Below are 24938 nucleotides of genomic sequence, written 5' to 3'. Positions count from 1 at the left end.
AATGGTAAGGAATGTAAGGAAAAATTATGGAACTCGCTAAAGTTACTTCTAAAGGACAAATTACGATACCCGTTGAGATTCGCAAGCAACTGAATCTTAAACCAGGCGACAAAGTTTTATTTATCGAAGAAAATGGCAAAATTACCCTTGCTAACTCATCAGAGGGAGTAAATTCTAAAACAAGTAATAATCCAGTTGCTGATACCTCTTTTTTGCAACAAAAACTTAAAGAAATGGCAAATGATTCCGATATTCAAAAAGAAATCATTGCAATTAATCAAGAATTTGAAAGTACGGAAATTGATGGATTAGAAAAAGAGTGAGTATTCAAAGAGGAGATATTTACTTTGTTAATCTCAACCCAATTCAGGGAAAAGAGCAAGCAGGAAACCGACCCGTTTTAGTCTTGTCTATTGATGCTTTAAATCAATTACCCTTAGTAGTGACTGTAATTGTAGGAACTAAAGGGACAAATGTTAGAAAAGATTTTCCAACGAATGTAAGAGTATCATCGGAAGAAAGTGGACTTCCTTTGGAAACTGTTTTTCTATGTTTTCAAATCCGTTCTTTAGATCACCATCGATTTTCTAAGCGACCTATGGGTCAATTATCTCCTCAGAAAATGTTGGAAGTTGAAGAAACTGTTCGCTATTGTTTGGGTTTGTAATTATCAAAGCGCGATCGCGCTCCTTTGGTTTAATAATAGGGTTGTTTCTTAGCTATAAACAGAATCGAGTAACTCAGTCCATATACACAATTAAACGATGAGATAATACTGGAGAGCAAATAGAGCGTAGATTTTTTTACTATATCCGTGTATTACATGGTATAATCCAAGTAACTATTGTTTATGTTAAAAAAGCTGTAGTATGGTTCAAGTCACTGGAAACTACATACAAAAAGAATTATTTGATTTCACGAATAGAAAATATAGAGCGATAGATCTATTTGCGGGGATTGGAGGAATTAGACTTGGTTTTCAGCAAGCCTTTGCAAACAATATAGAGTTTGTTTTTTCTTCTGAGATAGATCGCTTTGCCAGAATGACTTATCAGGCTAATTTTTCGGAAGAGCCACAGGGCGACTTGACTACAATTTCTCCCTTAGACATTCCTCCTTTTGATATTTTATTAGCGGGATTTCCTTGCCAGCCTTTCTCAAATGCAGGCTTAAAAAAAGGGTTTGAAGATGCCAGAGGAACTTTATTTTTTGATATTGCCAAAATTATAGAAGCACATCAACCAGAAATCATTTTTCTAGAAAATGTTAAAAACTTCCGAACTCATGATCAAGGGAACACTTTCAAGGTTGTCAAAGAAATTATGGAAAAACTAGGTTATCAAGTCTATGCTCAAGTTTTTAATGCCAAACATTTTGGAGTTCCACAAAATAGAGAAAGAATTTATATTGTTGCTTTTTCTGATCAAAGCATTCATTTTGAATTTCCTGTTCCTCCTAACTCTTCAGTGAAAGTGGGTGATATCTTAGAAAAAAATGTTGCGTCTAAATACACTATATCTGATCGATTATGGCAAGGTCATCAGAAAAGAAAAAGAGAGCATAAACGGAAAGGGAATGGGTTTGGATATTCATTATTTAATAATCACTCACCCTATACCAGTACAATCAGTGCGAGATATTATAAAGACGGATCAGAAATTTTAATTGAACAAGAGGGAAAAAATCCCAGAAAACTAACTCCTAAAGAAGCTGCAAGACTACAAGGATTTCCGGATACATTTGAGATTCCTGTCAGTGACACTCAGGCGTATAAACAATTTGGTAATAGTGTTGCGGTTCCTGTTATTCATTCAATTGCTAGCCAAATAATGTCTTATTTACCTATTCAGAGACAAACTCATAAATACTAATATGTTTCCTTAATAAGATCATCCCAGACTTTTGTAATCGCTCTCCACTGTGAATAGAATCTTTGATTTGGTTTATTCGGATCTGCATACATTCCACTATCAAAGAAGATTTTTCCCTCTTTTAAAAGTTTAATCCATATTTCAAAAGTTATAGGATTCCCAAATCCAATTGATGTATATTGACCTTCTTCATTAATGAAACATTTAAACCAGCCCTTTTGGTTAAATTTCTTCTCCACTTTTTTCCTTAATGATTTAGCATCCCACTTAGCTAAAATTAAATTATCTTTTTGAAAATAAGAAGGGATCTCGTTATCATTTCTAAAATCTTCAGAGTGGTTGTACTCTATTAATACATCATTTGTTGGAGATATATTAATCATTTGTCCTGAATTAGTTCTCCTATTATAATAAGTCGGACATACTTCACCTGACCAAGAGTAACGATTTTTTGTTTGGTTAAATTTTCCAAAAACTTTTATAAATTGGTCTCTTCTTACAATTCTTGTCTCTGAAACATCAAAAAAATCTTCATTATCAAAAATGTAATAATCAGCAGCCCAATCTCCAAAACTTATTTTGCCAGAGCTTGTTCCTGTTTTCATTTCATATCCCAACAAATCAGCTTTATTGGTATTATTGTGTGAAATTCCCATTTGAGTTTCTAACCAATGTCCTTTAGCTCCATCATGTTTTTGATTAATATTAGTAGTTGTTGCTTTAAGACCACGCACATTTTTATTAAAAAGTTGAATTATTTTTCCTTATCATTGTCCATCTTATTAAGTTCCTATAAAACTGAAAACAATCAATGTTTGAACTCAGCGTAATCAATAAACAAAGTTAAGTTGTATCGCGTAACACTAATCTTATATGGATTGTTATTGATCGCTATTTACCCACTCTTCAATAATGTCTGCGCGAGTAACATTCTGTTGATTAGCCCACTCACCTAACTTTTTCCAAGTAGAATCAGTTAATCTAATACTCCTAACTTTTCGAGGTATATCTCCTTTTAGAATAAATCTGCCTTTGTTTCCACGTTTATAGTCAGCCATAAAACTACCCTATGTAATAAACGATTGGATTTTAAAGTTTACTATTGCTAGTGGATCTAAGATAACTTACAAGACCTGAGACTCTGGAATTATGTTGAATTAAAGCGCGATCGCGCTCCTTTGGTTTGTCCTAACATCATCTCTAAAACATCCCAATTTTCTTCTTCAATCACTTGCTTGATCGTTTCTAATTGTTCCTGATACAGTTGCAGCGATCGCTGCACAGCTTCCTTATTATATTTCGCCATCATCACCCCTAATTCTGGGTTTCCGCCCCCAACACGACTGGTATCCCGAAACCCTGAACTCGCTAATTTTTGCGCTAATTCCGCCACTTCAGCATCCGTTTCTTGGAGACAAGCAGCAATTAGACTGCTACTGACAAAGACGGGTAAATGAGAAATCCATGCGACGGCTTGATCATGGGCTTCTGGAGGACAGAGGATGACTTCAGTTTCTAACGACTGAACTAACTCAGAGACGGTTTTTTGCGCCTCTGGGGGCGTTTGTTCCGTGGGGGTCAAAACATACCGTGTCCCCGGAAATAAGTCTGATTTCGCTGCGGTAATCCCTTGTTCTGCGGTTCCCGCCATGGGGTGTCCGCCGATAAAATTTGACCATAAGGGTGTAACTGCATCCACAACCGCACTTTTCACTGATCCCACATCGGTCAGAATGGTTTCAGGGGAGAGAATGGGTTTTAATTGTTCGACCGTGGGAACGATCGCGCCAATGGGGGTACAAATAAACACCACCTCTGCAGCTTGGAGAAGAGAGAAATCAACACTCGCCTCATCCGCGATTCCTTTTTTACAAGCGAGAGTGCAAGTTTCCTCATGGCGGGAAATTCCGAGGATATGATGACCGCGCGATCGTAACGCCAAGCCCAAAGAACCGCCAATTAAACCTAAACCAATAATTCCGACCTTCATAAAGACTTTTTTATAATGATGAGGGTGACTCTATATTAAACAAGCGTGTTCCCGTGACAGTTATCGAAGCAGAAGTCCATACCTATCTCCGTAGCTTTCTTCGCAATCAACCCGATCTCAATTGGCCCCATCATCTCACTATGGCGCGATTGGTCGCAAGGGCGTTGCGCCTCAGACGATCAGCATTGATGCAAACGGGAACTGCATCTGGCTACTGTTTTAGTTATCTGACTCCTGCACTTTTATTTGCTCGTCCTGTCATTGTAGTTGTCCCCAAAACAAAACAAAAGCAACTTTTGGATCGCGCGATTCCCCAACTGAAAGAATGGCTGGATACGAAAACACCAGTTCTGGTTTACGATGAGTTATCAAATCTCTCTCCTGACACACTGCAAAATCATGCGGGTGTCATTCTGATTTCTCCTCAAGATTGGTTTGCTGATCGCTTATGGGAACGGGGAATCCTTCCCGAGGGGATACCGACGATTTTTGATGAAGCGGATGATTTAGAAGATTGGGCGCGAGACGCACTGACACTTAGGATTTCCACTCAGCATTGGAATGAATTACTGAATCAGTATCCTCAACACGCGGATGTCATTCGGGATGTGAGGGTAGAACTCACGAAACTCCTCTTTAGTCGCCCGCAAAATCCTTATGAATGCTTGTTACTGAATGAACCCGAAACCGAAATTCTGCACAAGTTATTTGTGGTGTTAAAGGAGACTGCGCCGAATCATCCCTTTTGTCAGTTTTTCCAGCAAGCGCAACAAGAAAACCAACTCCTCTGGGCGGATATGTATCGGGAACGAGGAGAATTTACAATCGCGTGTTGTCCGGTTTCTGTCTCTGAACAGTTAACCCCACTTTGGGAACAACAGCCAACGGTTTTCATTGGGAGTTTTCTCGATTGGGAAAAAGAAGCCCCCGTCTATCGCCAAAAGTTGGGACTTCCAGAGATGACCTGTTTACGATTTTCGCGCGATCGCGCATCGGATACCCTTAATTTATATATTCCTGATGGCTTTCCAATGCCCAACACAAGGGAATTTCAACCCGTTTTGCTGGAAAAAATACGACATCTGATCACCGAAAGCGATTCTTATAACAATTTAGTCGTGATTTTAGTGAGCGATGTTCCCCTAAAAAGACAAGTTGCAACGGCTTTAGCGGGAGAATTCGGATCGCGGGTTCGCTTAGAAAATACGCAACTGCGAGAAAACGGAATTTTAGTCTGTAGCTGGGAATTTTGGCGGAATCACCAACCCCAGTTAGCGACCCCGCAGTTACTCATTATGACAACCATTCCGTTACCCTCTCTAGAAAATCCGATTGTTTCAGGACAAACCGCTTATTACAAACAAAAACGCCAAGATTGGTTTCGGCTATACTTGTTACCGACAGCGTTAAGAGAACTACAACGGGCGGTAGTTCCCTTACGAGAACACCAAGGAATGATTGCATTGCTCGATAGTCGAGTCAATCATCGCAGTTACGGAAAAACCGTTCTCTCGGCGTTAGAACCTTATGCGCGAGTGGGAAATTGGAATTTTGTCCGCCAACTACTTCGGTTCGACTTGGACGACTCCATCGGGGTTGAATCGGACTTCTAATTCTGCAACCTCACTAATTTGACGATTATTGAGATCCATCGGTAAGGTTAGCAAGTCGGGAAGGGCTGGGGTTTCCGTAATATTGAGACCAGGACCAGCGAGTTGTTCATAACCAATCACATCGCCATTACCTGTGACCCAAACTCGATATTCTAAACCCGCTTGGGGGATTTCTTGTTCTAGATTTTCCGTCAGCTTAGTTTGTAAGTCACTCCCTAAACTCGCGAGTTGATCAGAATCGGTAATTTTGGACGTATTCTCAACTGTTGCTTTAATTCCAGGGGGAACAATGCTTCCTGTCTCACTGGGAAGGGTTTCTTCACGGCGTGATCCCGTATTTTCTCTCGGTTCAGGTTCGCGCATTTCGGGGATGGGAACAAAGAATAGCGCGATCGCTGCGACGGCTAAACTGGCGACCCCTGTTATCGCGGGTTGGGCTTTTTTGACAAAAGGCTCATTGCGGGTGCGAATCTTGCGAGAGTGGGGATGGAGGCTTAAGCTGAGTTCAGGGAGAGTGCTTCCATCAGTTAACAGTTGGTCAATAGCTTCTACCAGATCAAATAATTCAACCGTGGTTAAGTCAACTTTGATGACTTCTTCAGGTTTTCCGTCTTCAGTTTGAATCAATTGCAACTGGTGTCGATTATTTTCGGGAAGGGGCTTAATCTGAACGGATTCTCCCACCCAGTCTTGTGGCGGATCGGGATTTAAACCACTGAGAATCGATTGCGTGTAGTTATTGACGACTCGCACTAAACTTTCTAAGAAATCGCGATCGCCTTTTAACACCGAGGAATTATGGTCTTGGGCGAGAAAACGACATTCAGCATTGACTAAGATGGACATGAGGGGTCGTCCATTTCCCCCGTCATTGAAAGTTGCATCTCCAGCCCAACCGTCTAGAATGAGGGAACAGTTCGGTAAACTGTACTGACGGCGAATTGTCATTTTACTTCTCCATCAAATAAACTACACCATAACCGTTGCGCCCCGGCGGTTCCTGTGGCGAATAATAATTTTTTCAGCAGCGCGATCGCGAGTTCATCCAATTGGTCAGGAGAGGCTAAATATTCCGCAATTCTGGCGCGACGGGGATTCATCCGACTGCGAAAATGAGCTTGAAATCGTCCTAAATACCATCCGAGACGGAAGTTTTGGCGCAGGGGTAATTCTTTGCTGCGGAGTTGTTGTTCGACTAGTAGCAGTTGACGGATTAAAAAAGTCAGTTGGCGCGATCGCGCAGCAGCAATCATGGTTAGGGCTTTTGCTTGGTCTAACTCCAAATACCGTCGCATATAAGATCTTCGCCAAGGGTTTGTACAGCGCAATCGCCACAAGACGATTCGATTCGGAACAATATCCGTTAAATTAAACTCTTTTGCTGTCGCTAGCATCCGTTCCGAACTACCCAATTCTAGAGCTTCGAGGGCGAGCAACAACAAATCAATCTCTTGTGCAGTCCGAGGAGAACAGCCCCGCACAGAAATTGGATAATTAGGGAGATTGTCCCACAACCATGGCTTCGGTGGTGTTGAGGGACTGTCATTCGTCATTACGTTTGCCGAGGATTGGCTCATAAATCGTGGGAAAGGATACCAAACGTTTCGATTTTCTCATCTAATGTAACGCGAAACGAGTGCGAAATAAATTTTCTCTCAGCACTTGTCAGCGCAAAAATGATTTGCTATATTAATAAAGCGCTTGAGAAAAAAGCGCCAAACCCAAACACAAATTGCCGGGATAGCTCAGTTGGTAGAGCAGGGGACTGAAAATCCCCGTGTCCGCAGTTCAAATCTGCGTCCTGGCATTTTTCGCGTATTAAAAACTACCTGTACAGTGACAAATTATTTGTCATCTGTGACAGATTAGTGTCGTTGGTGACAAATTGGTGTCATTAGTGACAAATTAGTGTCGTCGATACTAAATCTAAAATTCATCTTGACGAATTAAAGGTTAACTCTTGAGGTGACGATAAAGAGACCAGAGTTTTTCAATGCACTTCAAGGTAAGAACTCTATCGCAACCAAACAGATTTGAACTGCGGACTTTCAATCCACTTTAAGGAGAAAATTCCATTACAAAAGCGGATTCCTTCTTGCTCGAAGGTGATTCAGCAACCATTACTATAGTACATCTATCCCCATCTTGCTGGGAGCGCACCGACCTCGTAGAATAAAAAGTACAGGACTTTATCTTCTAACGAGTTAATCATCTCTACTCAAAGGTAAAGATCAGCATCAGGGTGGACAGCGACTAGGGTCAGAAAGCACATCTACTTCTAGCAGATAAACTAACCCACATTTTTCGCAGTTCAGAGGCTTAAATTTAAGCATAAGCTACGGCGCGATTAACTTAATAATTACATTTTATTATAAAGGTTCAGAAAATGACAATAGTTTCCGTTCATTTTTTAAGAAAATTAACGAGACTTATAAGCTATTGTAGCTAATTCTTTTGCCTCTTCTTGAGAGCTATCACGAATTGGTTGCTTGGCTTGTTCGATGACGATTTCTTTTTGATTAGCTTTAGCTTTGATACTTTCAATTAGTCGGTTATAACTCCATTGATGAACTTGGATTCTATTTGGTTGCTTGGCTTGTTCGATGACGATTTCTTTTTGATTAGCTTTAGCTTTGATACTTTCAATTAGTCGGTTATAACTCCATTGATGAACTTGGATTCTATGCTGTTTAGCATATTCCTTTTGTTTCTCTACAACACCAGGAATTTTTTGTTCTGCTCGCATTTGAACTTCGCTTTGAATAACTTCACGGATATTGTCAAGTTTAGGCAGAACAATACTTCCCACTTTATACTTTTGAGCAATGTTAACAATTGCTTTTGCAATTAAATGATCAATATATTCTCCTAGCTCAGAATTTCTTAACTGATTAGGGGCAAACTTTTTCTGGTTTTTATGCCGTTGATGGGATTGAACTTGTTTCTGTTTTCGATGACGGTTGAGCAGTTTATAGTTTTCCCCAAGGAGTTGTTTGATACTGCGATAAGTGATTGCTTTTCCTGTGGTACCATCCACAATCGCGATCGTAGCAGGTTTCTCTAATCCAAATGCAATCCCAAGAAGAAGATGAGATTGACCTTGATAAAGAGGTTTACTAGGACGAGGATAAGAATTATTCAATCTATCAAGCGTTGTTTGTTTACGCTTAATAAAGGCTTCTTGGGTTTGACTTAAATCGCCTTTCTCCTCCATATTCGTGAGAATTTTAGTAATTTCATCAGTTTTTTCCTGTCTGACTTGTTCGGTTCCTTCTGCTGTCCATAAGCGAGTATCAACGGTACAGTAAAGACTAAGATAATTCCTATGCCAAGCCTGACCTTTAGCTGTGCCTTCTTGCCATAAAATACGTGCAGAACGAAGAGTAAATAAACTACTAGAATGCTGGTTTTTGCTGGCTCGTTTTGTCTCCTGATCTTCGTAAAATCTTTGAAACCACTTGAGTTGTCTTTGGTCACAATAAATTTGGAGAGTATGGTCACTTAAGCCACTAAAGCGAACACAAAGACGACCTTTTTCGTTTTTACTCCAAGTTAAATCCTCATTGGTTTCGTAACTAATGGGAAAGGGAACAGATTTGGGTTTAGTGAGTAAGATATTTTGCCAAGATTTGAACTCCTCTATATTTTGAGGAACTTTATTAGCTGCGGTGATTAAGGTTTCTAACCACCGTTCTCCAGTCAAGTCTCGTCCTTTGGGTAAACTGCTATCAATTTGCCGAGTTAATCGTTCAACTTTGATTTCTGCTTTACGTCGTCGTTGAGTGAATTTTTCAGGGTCTTCTTGCTGTTCGGGAATTTTACAATTGTTTTTAAGGAGGTACGCGATCGCGCTCCGAGTTAAACTATCTTCAGCACTATCATAAGCATCAAACAGACTTTTCCGAGAACTATTTTTTTGCTTTTTCGATTTCTTTTTGCTCTTAGTTGTAGAAGACTGAAAAGAGGCAAGGATTTCGCTGGCTTTATGGCAAAGTGTTTCTAACGAGCAGTCTGCTTGTTGACAGAGTTCTTGATCACTTTTAAGAATCTCTAACCAGCGTTTTTGACCGTTGAGCCTCCATTGCAAGCGTTTTTGTAGAGCCAGCCAAGATTGATAAATATATTCCACCAACTTAGTCGCGCTCGTATAAAATCGTCCAGGTTGACCACTGAAGCGAGAGTCCTCTTTCAATGGCTTACAGAGTTTGCTAACGATTCCCGCAGGGAGTTTTCCTTTCTGTTGCCAAGTTTCAAATTCAGGATGTTCCGCTACTTGTTTGAGCAGTTCGTTAACTAACGGTGTGTTTTGTTCCGCCATCAATTCCCATACGTGCTGGCGAGTTTCTGCGCTGGCAACAAGACGGCATTGAATCGTTATTTGACTCATCTAAATTAGCAAACATTCATTTTATAAAAACACATATGTATTATATTTTATCTTTTTAAAATTGATGCTATGAGAAAAGATTTTTTTACAAGTAAAGAAGTAGCTCAAATTACAGGGTGCACTCTTCGCCAATTACAGTATTGGCGAGAGAAAGAGGTTGTGGTTCCGACAATTAGTGCTACAGGAACAGGACGTAGTATTTACTACTCCCATTCGGAGTTAATCGAACTGGGCATAATGGAGTATTGCCTAGCAATGGGGTTTACGTTTGATGTTGCAAGTTGGATCTTGGAACAATTGCGAGAAGCACAATGGGATTATCTAAATCCTGAGACAACAGAAAAATTGATGCTTCATTGGAAACGGGATTTCACGGATTTTAAGATCGAGTTATTTGATACTGATCGCGCGATCGCGCTTCTAAACGAAAATAGGCTTGTCACTCCCTTTTCCTTTCATCAAATTCATCAGCAGATCAAAACGACAGTGAATCAGACAAGAAATCAAGGAGTAAAAACGTTAGGGGAAATTATTGAGGAAAAACTGGAACTTGCAGGATGGAAAATCGCTCCTCATGATTTCATCAAGGGGGATTCCCTCGTTAAAGACAAGTCATCAAAAAAACCTCAATTGATTGACTATATTCTGCTCTATGAAAGTCAAGTCCCAATTGCTGTTATTGAGGCTAAACGAAAATATCGTAATCCTGATAAAGGACTTTCAGAAGCCATAAAAAAGGCAAATCAGGTAGGAGTCAAGTTCGCTTATTCGAGCAATGGGAAATTCGTTGTGGAATATGATTTAACCACGAGTCTGCAATCAGAAGCGATGAAAAATTTTCCCACACCGAAAGAACTTTGGCATCGTTTAACCGTGGGCAGTGAAACACCGCAACTGAGAGAGAAATCTCTTCATAATTACCAACAAGCTGCCATTCGGACTGCTTTAATCAATATTTTGCAGCAAGAAAAACGACTTTTATTGAATTTAGCAACAGAGAGTGGGACAACTCAGGTCGCTTTACGAATTTGCTGGTACCTTTTCCAGATTAATTGGAACCTTAAAGAGGAAAAACGTCCACCCAAAATTTTATTTCTCGCCAATCGTCAAATTTACTTGGCTCATTTAATTAGTCAGGCGATAAACTTCTTTCCAAGAGATAAGATGGCTCAGATTCAAGGTGAAGTGATTAAAGGACAAGAACTTTACTTTACTACAACTGATGATTTGAAGTGTGATCCTTGGCTTCCAAACTTATACCAAGCCTATAATCGTGATTATTTTGACTTCATTCTTGTTGATGAATGCGAAGAGCAAGACATGAGGGTATGGCGTGAAATTGCCGAGTATTTTGCTTCTGCCTCTCAGATTGGATTGGCGATTGCCGCTTCTGCTGATAATCTTGTAGCGGTTCAAGATTACTTTGGTGATCCAATTTATCAGTATTCTCGCGAACAGGGAATGGCAGAGGGAGTTATTGCCCCCTATCAAATTCATCTGGTTCAGGCACGCTCTGATCTGGAAAATTGGCAAGCTATGCAGAATAATCCTTTCCCCTCTCCAGTTCCTCCAGAAGCGTATCAAAGTCACGAGTGGCAACAAAAGCTCGTTAGTGAATCGCGAACCACAGCGATCGCGCAACATATTAGTGAATTTCTCCAAGCCCAAGATAATCCCGGAAAAACCCTTGTCATTTGTGCTAATGAAGAGCACGGTAAAAAAATGGTTGAAAAATTGCAACTTTTCAATCGTCAGCAATTAGCGAGTCGTCGCGATTATATTGTTCCACTGATGGACTGTAATGAAGAGAAATTAACTCAATTTCAAAATCTAGAACCGATAACTCCTATCATTGGTATTATCTCAGCAGAAATGGAGACTGGTATTGATTTGAATTGTCAAACTCTGTTTATTGCTTCTGCGGTGTCTTCTCCAAAAAATATGTTTCAAAGAGTCGGGCGAGCCAGTCGAGTTGTCGAACAATCTAAAACTTTATAGCTAAATAATCTTGTTGATTACACCAACAGTACAGCTTTATTGAGAGAGGATGATTTTGATGGTGAATTAGCGATCAGCAATTTTTCTGAAATCAATGATTAAAAGGAAAAACCCAGACAAACACCCTGATCAGATGGCACAATAAACTCACTGTAGTTCGGTGGGATTCCTCATGACGCAATTTGAATACATCAGTGGAATTGAAAAAGACCTCTGGTCAGCAGCCGATACACTGCGATCAAACTCTAACTATGCGAGTAACGAATATTTTTTGCCTGTGATGGGGCTAATTTTCCTGCGTCATGCTTACAGTCGCTTTTTACAGGTGAAGAAGGAGATTGAGAAGGATTTACCGAAACGAAGCGGAAAAACAAGGGCGTTAAAAAAGGAAGATTTTTCCCAGAAAGGGGCGATATTCCTCAAGCCAGAGGCGCAGTTTGATTATTTGGTGTCCTTACCTGATGGGAATGAACGGGCAAATGCTATTTTTCAGGCGATGGAGTCCATTGAAAAGGATTATGAGACGTTAAGCGGAATTTTGCCCAAGTCTGAATACCAAAATATTGAAGATGATGTTCTAGGACAGCTTTTGCGGTTACTAGACCCAAAGGAGTTAAAACAGTTAGAGTCCGAAAGTTCTAAGCAAGTTTCAGGGGACGTTTTCGGACGGATTTATGAGTATTTTTTGATGAAGTTTGCTGATATGCAAGCCCATGATGGCGGTGAGTTCTTTACGCCATTGTCTTTAGTTTCTCTTATTGTGAATGTGATTGAACCTGATGAGGGAACTGTTTTTGATCCTGCTTGTGGGTCGGGAGGGATGTTTGTTCAAAGTGCGAAGTTGGTTGAAGAGTCGAATAAAAGTCTTGGCAAGATCACGTTTCGAGGATTGGAAAAGAACCAGACGACCATTCGCTTGGCAAAGATGAATTTGGCGGTTCATGGATTAGAAGGAAATATTCAACAGGCAATTACTTATTATGATGATCCGTTAAATTTGACGGGAAAAGCTGATTATGTCATGGCTAATCCGCCGTTTAATGTTGACGAAGTAGATGCGGAAAAGGTAGAAAATGATTCCCGTTTAAAGTTTGGTCTTCCTGGAGTCAATAAGAATAAAAAGGTTTCTAATGGAAACTATCTCTGGATTAGTTATTTTTATAGTTATTTGAACAAACAAGGACGGGCTGGCTTTGTCATGTCGTCTCAGGCTTCCAGTGCGGGGGGTGATGAAGCAAAGGTTAGAGAAGCCCTAATTAAAACGGGGGCTGTGGAGTTAATTATTGCAATTCGGGGTGGCTTTTTCTATTCGCGATCGGTTCCCTGTGAGTTATGGTTTTTGAATCGCGCTAAACCTGAAGCAATGCAGGATAAAGTCTTGATGATTGATGCGCGTCAAGTTTACCGCCAAGTCACACGGAGAATTTACGATTTTTCCCCTGAACAGTTAAAGAATCTTGTGTCGATTGTTCGGCTTTATCGGGGAGAATCCGATCGCTTTCTGGGTTTAGTTCAAGGCTATTTTAAGCAGATGTTGCAGGAAGGAAAAACCTGTGCTGATGTTTTCCTGAATTTCCAAGAAGCAATTTCTCACTTTCAAGCACAAATCCCCCCCTTTCAAACCGGAGCTTTAGTGAGGAGGGCTAGGGGGGATAACAATTTAGGAGAGATATGGACAGAATTTTGCAATGGATACGAAACGCTTAAAAGTGATTGTGATGAGTTCACGGATAAATTCTTAAGTCATTTAACACCGCCCGAAGCAGAGGCGACTGCCTTAAATAATTTTATTGAACAAGTGCAAGCCTTAGCGGAAACCAGCCGTGATTTAGTTAAACAAGTAGATTTAGTTTATAAATTAGCAGGTCGTGTGGTTGAACATGGCGAGGAAAACTTAAAGGCGAAGGAAAGCGAAGTTTGGGACACAAAAAAGGTTAAAAGTTCTCTGAAAAATGTTGATGCTTCCCGTCAAGAATTTGTAAAACAATTAAAGCAAGTTCGCTATTTCTTCCAACAGGGACAATGGTTGATGGTGCGGTTTCCAGAAGGAACATTACAAGATGTGGATGGGTTAGTAAAACTGGTTGATTTGGAGGAGTTAAAAGCGAATGATTGGAGTTTAACCCCTGGGCGTTATGTAGGAGTTGCGCCAGAGGAGGAAGAAGAAGATTTTGATTTTGAAGAGGCGTTAAGAAGCATTCATGTTGAGTTAAAAGATTTGAATGAGGAGGCGGTTAATTTAGCAAAAGAAATTGAAAAGAATTTTGAGGAGTTGGGGATATAATCCTCTTTGTCCCCCCTTTCAAAGTTCCCCTCTTTCCAAATTCCCCCCTTTCAAAGCCGGAGCTTTAGTGAGGAGGTTAGGGGGGATAAACAACCCAAAGAAAAGTAAAAATGTCCAACATCAAACAAGGTAAATACTTTCTACCTTACAACGAAAACCTAACCGAAAAAGCCAAAGCAATGCGGAAAAATCCCACCCCCGCCGAACGAAAACTCTGGCAATTTTTAAGAACATTTCCTCTAAAAATGTGGCGACAAAAACCCATTGATAATTTTATTGTTGATTTTTATTGTCCGAAATTAAAATTAGTGATCGAGGTTGATGGTGAGGGTCATTTTACACGAGATGGGATGGCTTATGATGCTGAAAGAACGAAGGTTTTAGAGGGGTATGGTTTGCGGGTGGTTCGCTTTACGAATGATCAGGTGTTGCGTGAGTTTGAGGCGGTTTGTGAGGAGATTATGGGGTTTATCCCCCCTAGCCCCCCTTCGGAAGGGGGGAATAAGAATGATCGGGAGGTGTTGGGAATATGAAGCAGTCTGAAAAGAGATTAGATGAACTTGGAATTGTTGGTCGTGGTAGATCAAGACATAGACCTCGTGATGCTGAACATCTTTATGGTGGAAAATATCCCTTTATTCAAACAGGAGATGTAAAGCATTCAAATCTCTATATTACTCAGTATTCTCAAACATATAGTGAAGCTGGACTGGCACAAAGTAAACTATGGAAAGCTGGAACTCTTTGTATTACGATCGCTGCTAATATTGCTGAAACTGGAATTTTAGGAATAGATGCTTGTTTCCCTGATAGTATTATAGGTTTTACTCCTGATCCTGAAAAAGCAAACGTTAAGTTCATAAAATATCTTTTTGATGCGTTACTAAAGAAAAGATATAAGTTATTTACACAAGGAGCAGCGCAAGATAATTTAAGTCAGTCAAAATTACTCTCTATCAAATTTCCAGTTCCAGATATTAAAACTCAGAATAAAATCGCAGATATTCTATCAAAATATGATGATTTAATCGAAAATAATCGCCGTCGCATTGAGTTATTAGAGGAGTCGGCGCGTCTGCTGTATCGGGAATGGTTTGTTCATCTGCGCTTCCCTGGTCACGAACACTCTCCCATTATTGATGGTATTCCTGAAGGTTGGGAAAAAGTTAGTGTGCCAGAAATAATCGAAATTAACCCAAAAGAAACTATAGAAAAAGAAAAAGAAGTTTGGTATATCCCAATGAGTGCTTTATCAGAAACTGGTATGACATTAAATATGTCTGAGTTTGAAAGAAGAAATAGGCACACTACTACTAAATTTAGAAATAGCGATGTTTTATTTGCTCGTATCACTCCCTGTTTAGAAAATGGAAAAACTGCTTTTGTTAATTGTTTAGCAGAAGATGAAATCGCCTGTGGTTCTACTGAATTTATGATCCTAAGAGGAAAAAAAGTAAGTCCTTACTTTACCTATTGTTTATCACGCGATCGCGATTTTAGAGAAAATGCGATTAAAAGTATGATTGGTTCTTCTGGAAGACAAAGAGTACAAAAAAGCTGTTTTAATGAGTTTTACCTTGGATTGCCTTCTCAAGTTTTGATGTCACAGTTTAATGAATTTGCTTCTGCTTGCTTTACACAAATTCAAAATCTTATAGAACAAAATCAAAAACTATCTCAAGCCCGTGATCTTCTTTTACCACGTCTAATGAATGGAGAAATAACCGTATGAGTTATAGCGAAGAAACCCTCGTTCAAACCACCACCGCCAACTATTTACATGATGAACTCAAATGGGAATCGATCTACGCTTATAATCAAGAAGACTATGGCGAGAATAGCCTTCTCGGACGGGAAAATCGCAAACAAATTATCCTCACTCGCTACTTAGAAAGAAAACTGCGAGAATTGAATCCCAATCATCCCGACGAAGCCTATCAAGAAGCAATTCGCACTTTAACCGATTATAGCGTTAGCCAAAGTTTACCTAAGATTAACCAAGAAAAACACAACCTCCTCAGAGATGGAATACAAGTTAGTTATCGCAACGAAAAAGGGGAAACCGTTAAACCAATTCTGAATGTTTTTGATTTCGAGACTCCCACAAATAATCATTTTTTAGCAGTGCGGGAACTTTGGATCGAGGGTAGATTATACCTGAGAAGAGCCGATCTCGTTTGTTTTGTAAATGGGATTCCGCTAATTTTTATGGAATTAAAAAACATTTGGCGTTCCCTTCGCGCTGCTTACGAGGAAAATTATCTAGATTATCTGGAAACTATCCCTCAATTATTTTATTACAATGCCATTGTTGTTTTCGGAAATGGCTATGATGCAAAGATGGGAACAATTGGTTCTCTCTTTGAATACTTCCAAGACTGGAAACGCTTACAAGAAAGCGATGCTGGTGTCGTGAATATGGAAACGTTACTCAAAGGAGTCTGCAATGAAAATAATCTTCTTGATCTGTTTGAAAACTTTATTCTCTTTGATGATTCTTCCCAAGAGACGGTTAAAATTATCGCTCGCAATCATCAGTATTTGGGAGTCAATAACGCGATCGAAGCTGTAAAAAACCGTCAAGCACTCGCAGGCAAACTAGGAGTATTTTGGCATACTCAAGGCTCTGGAAAAAGTTATTCGATGGTCTTTTTTGTGCGGAAAGTTCGGCGCAAGTTAGGCGGAAACTTTAGCTTTGTGGTCTGTACTGACCGTGAAGACCTCGACAATCAAATTTATAATACCTTTGCAGGCTGTGGATTGGCAAACAACGATTGCGATCCTTGTCGCGCTACCAGTTCCAATAACTTAAAACAATTACTGCAAGAACGCAAAGCCTGTATTTTCACTCTGATCCAAAAGTTTAAGCAAGCGGTTGATCCCAATGAACCCTACAATGAACGAGATGACATCATTATTATCAGTGATGAAGCACACCGAAGCCAATATGGAAACCTTGCATTAAATCAACGTAACACTTTACCCAACGCCAGCTTTATCGGGTTTACAGGAACGCCTCTTTTCCAAAATGATGAAATCACCAGCCGTTATTTTGGGGATTATGTCTCCACTTACGACTTCCAACGGGCGGTGGAAGATAACGCCACTGTTCCCCTTTATTACGACGCACGAGGGGATAAACTGGAAATTGCGACTAATGATGTTAATGAACGCATCGCAGAAAAACTCGAAGCATTAGAAGTTGAGGGAGATGTGGAGAGACGCATTCAGCAAGCGTTAAAGAGTTCTTATGGTGTGATTACAGCAGAACCGAGACTGGACGCGATCGCGCAGGATTTTGTGAGACATTACGCCAACGGTTGGGAAATGGGAAAAGCGATGTTTGTCTGCATCGACAAAATAACTTGTGTGCGGATGTATGAGAAAATAACCCATTATTGGCAAGAGGAAATTAACCGACTCCAACAACAATTAAACAGCATCACCGACCAACAAGAAGCAGTTTACAAACAACGTCAAATCGAATGGATGGAAGAAACCATCGCCTCTGTTGTCGTCAGTCAAGATCAGGGAGAAGTGCAAAAGTTTCGGGAGTGGGGATTAGAAGAAGAACTCAACTTTCATCGTAACCGCATTAATAACGGATTTGAACTCACAGACGGAAAACTAATTAGTCTCGAAACGGCGTTTAAGGATGCTAATCATCCCTTTCGGATCGCGATCGTTTGTGCAATGTGGTTAACTGGTTTTGATGTTCCCTGCCTTTCTACACTCTATCTCGATAAACCGCTAAAAGCCCATACTTTAATGCAAGCGATCGCACGGGCGAATCGGGTTTATGAAGGAAAAATAACGGTTTAATTGTTGATTATTGCGGGATTCTGCAAAACTTAAGAGAAGCCCTCGCCACATTTGCAGGAACAGGAGATGAAGGAAGAGAAGAAGAGGATCAAAGAGTGAATCCTGCAAAGTCACAGGAACATCTTTTAGAGGAATTACAAAGCGCGATCGATGAAGTAAGGGAATTTTTGCGCGATCGAAATGCGTCTTTAGATGCCATTCTAGAAGAAACAGGTTTTGCCCGTAATGCTGCGATTATAACGGCAAAAGAAGCGATTAATGAAGATAGCGAAACTCGTAAACGCTTTAGAATTTTATGTCGCCACGTCTTTCGGAAGTTCACCGCAAGTACGAATATTACTGGAATTAATGACTATCGTAAAGTCTATGATGCAATTAAATTACTGGATAAGGAATTAGAAACCGACGAACAAGTTACTGACATTAATCAAGTGTTGAGGGAACTGTATCAAACCGTTGGCGAAACCATTGAAGTTAGGAACACCAACACAGAAGATGGCGAACTTTATGATATCAGTCAGATTAATTTTGAACGTCTTAAAGAAGAGTTTCGCAAAAGTTCTCAACCGCGAACTACTGTCCAAAATCTCAAACAAGCGGTTGAAAACCGACTCAGCCAGATGATTAATCGCAATAGTTCCCGCATTGATTATCAAAGACGTTATGAAGAAATCATCGATCATTATAACCAAGAAAAAGACCGTTTAACGATTGAACAAACCTTTGAAGAACTCTTTAATTTTATCCAAGACTTAAACGAAGAAGAACAGCGATCGACCCGTGAAGGCTTAAGTGAAGAAGCCCTTGCTATTTTTGATTTACTGAAAAAGCCAAATCTCGAACAATCAGAACTTAAACATATTAAACAAGTGGCGAGTAACTTGTTGCAATTATTAAAAGAAGAAATCAGCCAATTAGATCAATGGTATGAGAAAGAATCAACGCGCGATCGGATTAATGGCAAAATTTATGATTTTCTTTACAACGAAGAAACGGGTTTACCTGTAGAGAGTTATGAAGAAGAAGACATTGCAGATAAGACAAAAGTTATTTTCCTTCATGCCATGCAAGTTTATAAGACAGTTCCTTCTCCTTGTTATCAAGATGCTGCCTAAGCGCGATCGTTAAATATTTTCATAAAATATACATTTACATATCAAAATTGATTATTTATGAACTTAGAAACTCTCACCGACATACTTCATCTTAATGAAGACTGCGATCTAGAATTTAAGGCTTCTCAAGATAAATTATCTAAAGATATTTGGGAAACTATCTCTGCCTTTGCTAATACCAAAGGAGGATATATTATTCTAGGGATATCAGAGAAAAAACAGGGTTTTATTGTTACTGGAGTCAAGAACCCAATCCAGCAAAAAAAAGATTTTTTTAATGGTCATAATAATCCTCAAAAGCTAAGCTCTCCCATTTGTGGAGAATCCAATTTTAGAATCTGTCAGCTTGAAGAAAAAGATATCATCATAATAGAAGTCCCTCCAGCAGAAAGGTCTAAACGTCCCGTTTACATTAATAACAACCCGATGACGGGAACATATAAGCGTAACTTTGAGGGAGATTATCATTGCTCAGAAAATGAAGTACGCCAAATGTTACGGGATGCAAGTAGAGAGGCTCAAGATTCCCACATCTTAGAGAATTTCAATTTAGATGACCTTGATAGAGGGACTATAAAAATTTATCGTCAACGCTTTAGTAATAGAGAGCCTGATCACCCTTGGTTATCATTAGATGATCAACAACTACTTTATAAATTAGGTGGCTATAGGCGAGATCGAGAAACAGGTCAAGCAGGCTTAACACTTGCCGGCTTATTAATGTTTGGGAAAGAAGACAGTATATTAGAAGCCTATAATTATTATGATCTAGACTATCAAGAAAAACTTTCTGCTAATCCAGAAGATCGTTGGACAGATCGAGTTAATATAGATGGCACATGGGAAGGAAACTTATTAAATTTCTACTATCGTGTTTATCGAAAATTAGTAAATGACTTGAATGTTCCATTTCAATTGGATGAATATTCAACTCGACAAGGAGAAACTCATGTTCATGAGGCATTGCGAGAAGCTTTAGTAAATAGTTTAATTCATGCTGATTACTCTTCTACAAGAGGTTTAAAGATTCTGCAATTTAAAAATATGTTTGTGTTTACCAATCCGGGTCGTCTTAGAATTCCCATTGATAAACTCTATGAAGGTGGATTAAGTGAGCCACGTAACCCAAGTTTACAAAAAATGTTTCAGATGATTGGTTTAGGCGAAAAAGCTGGCTCAGGTTTTCCGAAAATTTTAAGAGCATGGCAAGAACAGCAATGGGCATATCCAATGGTAAAAGAGGATTTATCTCTAGAGATGACACATGTTTTTTTGCCAATGATTAGCCTCATTCCTGAAAAAGTTGAGAAAGAGCTACGGAAAATTGTTGGCAATAATTACTGTCAATTAAAAGAGCTAGATCGAATCGCTTTAGTCTTGGCTCATGAATTTGGAAAAGTTAGCAACCGTGATATTCAATGGTACAGTTCTCAACATCCTAGAGATATTGGTGATTGTCTCAAGCAACTTGCAAATAACGGATGGCTACAAAAATCAGGGCAGGGAAAAGGTACATACTACAGTTTACCCAAGCAACGTCAAACTGATCTCTTACCTATTCAACCTTATTCTGATCATTTAGAGCCTAGCTCCGATCATTTAGAGCCTAGCTCCGATCATTTAGAGCCTAGCTCCGATCATTTAGAGCCTAGCTCCGATCATTTAGAGCTTAGCTCCGATCATTGGACAAAACTAATGAGCATTGCACAACCGATCAGAGAGAAAGGTAAGGTTCCCAGAGAGTTGATGGAACAAGCTATTCAGGAACTTTGCCAAGATCAATTTTTAACCCAAAAGCAATTGGCGCAATTATTAAACCGCTCTCCTCATACCTTAAGGACAGGCTATTTGACCAAAATGGTTCAGAATGGGATTTTACAGTTAAGATATCCTGGAAAAGCTACTCATCCCGATCAAGGTTATCGAACATCCAATTTTTCTAATTCACTAAGTTCAGATTAATTTCTGAAACTCAGACATATTCTCAAACGGCGTAAAGCAGCGATCGCACCACCCATCAACCCAAAGCGATGGAATCTTAAATCTTGCGCCACAATTGGGGCATTCCGACAACAGCGTTAACCGATGCTCAGAGCAAAACTCAGTTGTCTTCAACTGCCACTCAATCTTATGATAAGGAGTTTTCCCATAACACGCCCCACACAAGCGAGTCCGCTCTAATTTCATTCCAACGCCCTTGGGTGGTAACATTTCTCTTAATCAAGAAACATCCACCTGCACAACACTGGCGAGAGCGGATAACTCTTTTTGCGAAGGCGGTGGATTAAATCGAAACTTTTCCCAACGGGAGATGATCGCACCCAGACCAGTCTCCTTACCTAACATTTACGGCGTTGTTATAAAACATTTATGTTTTATAACAATAACATTGCGTTTTTGTTTTGAGTCAGTGTTTTATATGCCTTGATGTAAGGTCAAAGTATCAGGTGTAAAGTTCTCTTTGTTAGCCAAGCTGGTAATTAAATAGTTGCAGACAATTTAATACATTACAGACAGCCTAATAGATTCTAGTAGAATCAGATTTTTTTACCAGCAAAGAAGTAGCGAAAATTACAAGATGTACCCTTCGCCAGTTACAATACTGGTGTAAAAAAAGTGATTGTTCCTACAGTTGATGCAACGGGGAAAGGGCCTAGCATTTTCTATACGAGGGATGATTGAGTCACTTTGATGGTGATGGAACATTTCTTAAATAAACTCATGGCGCACGTCTGCTTTTGCTTCAAACGCCAAATATTCCTCTGGGGTGTAAATCTTTTGCGTTAACGGTGTCATCCCTATCATCTCCCTTGGTTCGTCTCCTGCTAATTCAATATCTTAAACAGGCTTTTGATAGTCCGCCATCGCAGAAAAGAATAAACCACAGCGATCACACCGACCAAACTCCCACAAAGAAGGACGCTTAAAGGGTTTCTCGCATTGGGGACATTTACACAACAAGGCTAACTGATGGGTTTCACACTTCCAAACCGACTGGAACTGCCATTCTAAACGATGATAAAGCGACTCCCCACAACAAGCCCCACACAAGCGAATCGGTTCCATTTTTATCGGCTCTCCCTGTGGCGGTAACATTAACCGTAAGCGAGTTGCATCTACCCCTGTTAACTCACCTAAAGCCGTTAACTCAGCATCAGACGGGAACGGATTATGACGAAACTTTTCCCAACGATTGATTTCTCCCCCCAATCCTGCTAAATTTGCTAAAGCAGCACAACTTAAATGGTTACGCCGTCGAAATCGACCTGAAAAATGACTTAAACTCTCCCCCTCTAACGGCTCAACCTGAAATAACCAAGGCTTGAGATTTGTATCTAAACTCATCCTTGTTTTTCTTTCACCACTTCTTGTAGCGTTTCTTTTTCAATCTTTTGGTAGCCTCTGGACAAAGACCTCATTGCTGCTAACCGCAAAATATCATCCAAGCGACCGATATAACCCTCAGTTGCTTTAGTTAGTATCTTGAGCGTCTCTGTCCTCGTTAAGTTAGAAGGAACAGGCAACTTTAAGACCTTTTCCTCCCAAATCTTCACCGTGCGCTTAAAATCCTCCCCTGTTAACTTCCCAAAGTGACGACGAGAACTAAAACGATTGAGAACCTGTTCATCCCGCTTAATTACCGCATCCAGTCGATCAGTTCCTACTAAGACTACAGAGATTTTCAGCTTGTCATTAATATCCCTTACATCTGGAAAGGTTTCGGGTTCTAATCTGTCCGCTTCATCCAAGATTAACATTTCCACCTTGCAAGCCTTCAGAACTTCCATTGTTCTTGCATAGAAATCAGAAATAGTCCCTTTGACGGCTCGATAGCGCAAGGCTTCAATAATTGCCTTGAAAAGTTTTTTATCCGTACACTTCTTTGGCAGCCTAATATAAATGACAGGGACAATTGGAGTCTGTTGTTTATTTTGAATGGGTTTATTCCTTAAGGCATAAGATTCACAAGCAACGGTTTTCCCTGTATGAGAGTCACCCACAACCCGACAAGATTGTTTTATTTTTTTCTTTTCATCTAACCATTGATGTAAGTCTATTAAATGTTCTAAGAGGACAATAATATCCTTACGATGAAGACGATCAATTTCCTGCTCTAACCATTTTTCATCTTTAGGTAAATCTCCTAATTGTTTAGCAATTGAATTCGCTTTCGTCATGATTACCACCTATAATCCTTTTTCATTTCTTCTAAGTCCCAAACTTCAATGTCATTGATTTCAGAAGTTAAATTCGTTTCCTCTTCCTGAGTTTCTATTAAGTCTTCTTCTTCAGGTTTTGGTAAAGTGGGAACTGGCTTATAAGTTTGCTCTTCTTTTTGGCGTTGCTTACGAGTTTTCTTCTTAACTGTTGCTTCCCGTTCAATAAATTCTTGTAAGATAGACTCGTTAGTTAAGGCTTTTCCTTTTTCTTTAAGTTTTTTCGCACTGGCTTTTGCTTCATCCAAGGATAACTGTTCTGTCTCTAATCCTTGAGCATGAGCGCGAGTTAGAAACTCTTCTTTAGAGCGATTATATTGATAAATCCAAACCGTAGTAATGTCTCTGGGATTATATCTCAAACTAACTGTTTTCCCTGCATATCCTTGAAGATATTCTCCTTTATACATAATATTTTCAAACTGGATATAACCGCTTCTTTGGACTTGTCTGCGAGCTTGTTTCATCAAGCAAATATCTAAATTTCGCTCTGAAATTACTTCTGGAATCGATGGTAAACCCGATTCCCAACGTTGATAACGAGTTTGATCGCTACGAGCATCAAGACTCTGATTATATTTGTCCACAACAAAACGCACAATCAAGCGTTCTAAGTCTCTTAGTGTTAATTGCGCCTCTTTTTCGGCTTCTTTTGGTCTTTCTTTAACATTTGATCCTGTATATCCAGGCAAGGTTGAAAAGAGACTTTGATTAAAGGTTTTGAAAGGACGTTCGACAATCCCTCCTTCAGAGGGACGATCCCTTAATTTCAGAACAAATCCTAATTCAGTGGCAATTTCTTGGAGATGATTCGATCGAAAATCTTTCCCCCCGTCAGTAAAGAGATATTTTGGTAAACCATAGGCATCCCATTCACAATTTAGCTTGTATTCTTGTTCATACTTTTTCGGAAGAATTGCCTGGCGTAAAGCGAGAGCAACCACTTGAGAACTGGGGGCATCATAACCTAAGTTAATGCCTACAATACAGCGAGAATAACTATCAATAACGGTTGTCAACCAAGGACGACCGATTAAATTGTTATCTTGATCTACTAATAAAATATCAGCGCGAGTATGATCGCACTGCCAAACTTGATTACTGTAATTAATCTCTAAATCAAAACCGTCACGAGTCTTCACTGATAAGGATGAACCTTGCCACCCTGGAGAGCGAATACTCTTCTTTTTTTCCTCCCTGATTGGTTTTAATATCCTCAAAATTGTGCGATAACTGGGCGGTTTTTCATCTCCAATTTCAGTTGCTTTCGCTTGTACTTTCAAAGCAACTTGTTTGGGATTCATCCGTTTACTACCTTTATTCCCTTGTTGGTAAGTCTTGATAATAAACTCTTCCCAAAAGTCACCAACTCGATGGCTTCCGTGATCGCTTCGTTCCCCAACCCTTAAAGCGGATAATCCTTCTTCTTGATAACGCTTAAAGAGTCTTTGCAGAGAACGAACGGAAATAGTTCGGATTTTATGGACAAATATCCAACATCTTTCTTTAGACGTAACAAGGAGTTACTCTAAAAGGTCTGTTCCATTTCATGAAAATTATAAGTTCAATGAAAACATAATGTTATCCTAGCAAGGATAACAAAAAAGTGCCACTTAATTTGGCATTGGTTTTGAAGGAGCG

22 protein-coding genes and 1 tRNA gene are annotated in these 24938 nt (G+C 39.7%); 12 read left to right on the top strand and 11 right to left on the bottom strand.

Annotation, left to right across the window (positions count from 1 at the left end; all coding sequences use genetic code 11):
• Positions 1-26 precede the first annotated feature (26 nt).
• From PCC7418_RS19785 to PCC7418_RS07115, 3 genes are all read left to right on the top strand, one after another.
• Positions 27-323: an AbrB/MazE/SpoVT family DNA-binding domain-containing protein gene (locus PCC7418_RS19785; protein ID WP_015225505.1), complete on the top strand. Its 297-nt coding sequence runs from the start codon at positions 27-29 to the stop codon at positions 321-323.
• A complete protein-coding gene (locus PCC7418_RS07120) occupies positions 320-667 on the top strand; it encodes a type II toxin-antitoxin system PemK/MazF family toxin (RefSeq protein ID WP_015225504.1) in 348 nt (115 codons plus the stop codon). Before PCC7418_RS19785 ends, PCC7418_RS07120 begins: the two co-directional genes overlap by 4 nt.
• 202 nt (positions 668-869) lie before the next feature.
• Complete coding sequence (locus tag PCC7418_RS07115; RefSeq protein WP_015225503.1) at positions 870-1871, top strand: DNA cytosine methyltransferase; 1002 nt, start codon at positions 870-872, stop codon at positions 1869-1871.
• Here the strand turns inward: PCC7418_RS07115 and PCC7418_RS07110 are convergent.
• The 3 genes from PCC7418_RS07110 to PCC7418_RS07105 all read right to left on the bottom strand — a co-directional run bounded on the left by PCC7418_RS07110 (position 1868) and on the right by PCC7418_RS07105 (position 3861).
• Positions 1868-2605: an LlaMI family restriction endonuclease gene (locus tag PCC7418_RS07110; protein ID WP_015225502.1), complete on the bottom strand. Its 738-nt coding sequence runs from the start codon at positions 2603-2605 to the stop codon at positions 1868-1870. The two genes, PCC7418_RS07115 and PCC7418_RS07110, sit on opposite strands and share 4 nt — an antisense overlap.
• Before the next feature lie 147 nt (positions 2606-2752).
• Positions 2753-2929 (bottom strand): hypothetical protein, encoded by a 177-nt coding sequence (locus PCC7418_RS20490; protein ID WP_015225501.1) that lies wholly within the window; start codon positions 2927-2929, stop codon positions 2753-2755.
• An 89-nt stretch (positions 2930-3018) separates the two neighbouring features.
• Positions 3019-3861 (bottom strand): prephenate/arogenate dehydrogenase, encoded by an 843-nt coding sequence (locus PCC7418_RS07105; protein WP_015225500.1) that lies wholly within the window; start codon positions 3859-3861, stop codon positions 3019-3021.
• A gap of 53 nt (positions 3862-3914) precedes the next feature.
• On the opposite strand from PCC7418_RS07105, the gene PCC7418_RS07100 reads away from it, so the two are divergent.
• On the top strand, positions 3915-5474 hold the full coding sequence (locus PCC7418_RS07100; protein ID WP_015225499.1) for a helicase C-terminal domain-containing protein: 1560 nt from the start codon (positions 3915-3917) through the stop codon (positions 5472-5474).
• On the opposite strand, the gene PCC7418_RS07095 is transcribed toward PCC7418_RS07100, so the two are convergent.
• A complete protein-coding gene (locus PCC7418_RS07095; protein WP_015225498.1) occupies positions 5424-6422 on the bottom strand; it encodes a DUF4335 domain-containing protein in 999 nt (332 codons plus the stop codon). The genes PCC7418_RS07100 and PCC7418_RS07095 overlap by 51 nt on opposite strands.
• Entirely contained in the window at positions 6419-7027 is a 609-nt protein-coding gene (locus tag PCC7418_RS07090) for a DUF3038 domain-containing protein (RefSeq protein ID WP_216086682.1), read from the bottom strand. Before PCC7418_RS07090 ends, PCC7418_RS07095 begins: the two co-directional genes overlap by 4 nt.
• A gap of 181 nt (positions 7028-7208) precedes the next feature.
• Between PCC7418_RS07090 and PCC7418_RS07085 the strand changes: the two genes are divergently transcribed.
• Positions 7209-7281 (top strand) — tRNA-Phe (locus PCC7418_RS07085).
• Positions 7282-7893: 612 nt separating this feature from the next.
• Here PCC7418_RS07085 and cas12k read toward each other — a convergent pair.
• Positions 7894-9861 (bottom strand): type V CRISPR-associated protein Cas12k, encoded by a 1968-nt coding sequence (cas12k, locus tag PCC7418_RS07080; RefSeq protein WP_015225496.1) that lies wholly within the window; start codon positions 9859-9861, stop codon positions 7894-7896.
• Positions 9862-9930: 69 nt separating this feature from the next.
• On the opposite strand from cas12k, the gene PCC7418_RS07075 reads away from it, so the two are divergent.
• From PCC7418_RS07075 to PCC7418_RS07050, 7 genes are all read left to right on the top strand, one after another.
• Entirely contained in the window at positions 9931-11859 is a 1929-nt protein-coding gene (locus tag PCC7418_RS07075) for a DEAD/DEAH box helicase family protein (protein WP_015225495.1), read from the top strand.
• A 172-nt stretch (positions 11860-12031) separates the two neighbouring features.
• Positions 12032-14143 (top strand): N-6 DNA methylase, encoded by a 2112-nt coding sequence (locus tag PCC7418_RS07070; protein WP_015225494.1) that lies wholly within the window; start codon positions 12032-12034, stop codon positions 14141-14143.
• A 110-nt stretch (positions 14144-14253) separates the two neighbouring features.
• Entirely contained in the window at positions 14254-14676 is a 423-nt protein-coding gene (locus PCC7418_RS07065; protein WP_015225493.1) for an endonuclease domain-containing protein, read from the top strand.
• Positions 14673-15875 (top strand): restriction endonuclease subunit S, encoded by a 1203-nt coding sequence (locus PCC7418_RS07060; RefSeq protein WP_015225492.1) that lies wholly within the window; start codon positions 14673-14675, stop codon positions 15873-15875. Before PCC7418_RS07065 ends, PCC7418_RS07060 begins: the two co-directional genes overlap by 4 nt.
• The gene (locus tag PCC7418_RS07055; protein WP_235620764.1) at positions 15872-17965 is read left to right on the top strand and encodes a type I restriction endonuclease subunit R; all 2094 of its coding nucleotides are present in this window, start codon (positions 15872-15874) and stop codon (positions 17963-17965) included. Before PCC7418_RS07060 ends, PCC7418_RS07055 begins: the two co-directional genes overlap by 4 nt.
• 95 nt (positions 17966-18060) lie before the next feature.
• Positions 18061-19080, top strand: a complete 1020-nt coding sequence (locus PCC7418_RS20885) for a type I restriction enzyme endonuclease domain-containing protein (protein WP_235620763.1) — start codon at positions 18061-18063, stop codon at positions 19078-19080.
• A gap of 57 nt (positions 19081-19137) precedes the next feature.
• Positions 19138-21042: an RNA-binding domain-containing protein gene (locus tag PCC7418_RS07050; protein WP_015225491.1), complete on the top strand. Its 1905-nt coding sequence runs from the start codon at positions 19138-19140 to the stop codon at positions 21040-21042.
• Here the strand turns inward: PCC7418_RS07050 and PCC7418_RS19780 are convergent.
• The 5 genes from PCC7418_RS19780 to PCC7418_RS07030 form a co-directional block, all read right to left on the bottom strand.
• Positions 21034-21291 carry a hypothetical protein gene (locus tag PCC7418_RS19780; RefSeq protein ID WP_071880226.1) on the bottom strand — a complete coding sequence of 86 codons (258 nt, stop codon included), beginning with the start codon at positions 21289-21291 and terminating at the stop codon, positions 21034-21036. The genes PCC7418_RS07050 and PCC7418_RS19780 overlap by 9 nt on opposite strands.
• Before the next feature lie 9 nt (positions 21292-21300).
• Positions 21301-21426: a hypothetical protein gene (locus PCC7418_RS21110; RefSeq protein ID WP_255348275.1), complete on the bottom strand. Its 126-nt coding sequence runs from the start codon at positions 21424-21426 to the stop codon at positions 21301-21303.
• Positions 21427-21918: 492 nt separating this feature from the next.
• Positions 21919-22425 carry a TniQ family protein gene (locus PCC7418_RS07040; RefSeq protein WP_015225489.1) on the bottom strand — a complete coding sequence of 169 codons (507 nt, stop codon included), beginning with the start codon at positions 22423-22425 and terminating at the stop codon, positions 21919-21921.
• On the bottom strand, positions 22422-23258 hold the full coding sequence (locus tag PCC7418_RS07035) for a TniB family NTP-binding protein (RefSeq protein WP_015225488.1): 837 nt from the start codon (positions 23256-23258) through the stop codon (positions 22422-22424). Before PCC7418_RS07035 ends, PCC7418_RS07040 begins: the two co-directional genes overlap by 4 nt.
• Positions 23259-23260: 2 nt before the next feature.
• Positions 23261-24601, bottom strand: a complete 1341-nt coding sequence (locus PCC7418_RS07030; protein WP_235620762.1) for a transposase family protein — start codon at positions 24599-24601, stop codon at positions 23261-23263.
• Between the last annotated feature and the right edge of the window lie 337 nt (positions 24602-24938).

It is taken from the genome of Halothece sp. PCC 7418 (assembly GCF_000317635.1).
Classification (GTDB): domain Bacteria; phylum Cyanobacteriota; class Cyanobacteriia; order Cyanobacteriales; family Rubidibacteraceae; genus Halothece.
This window is presented reverse-complemented; position numbering and strand designations above follow the sequence as displayed.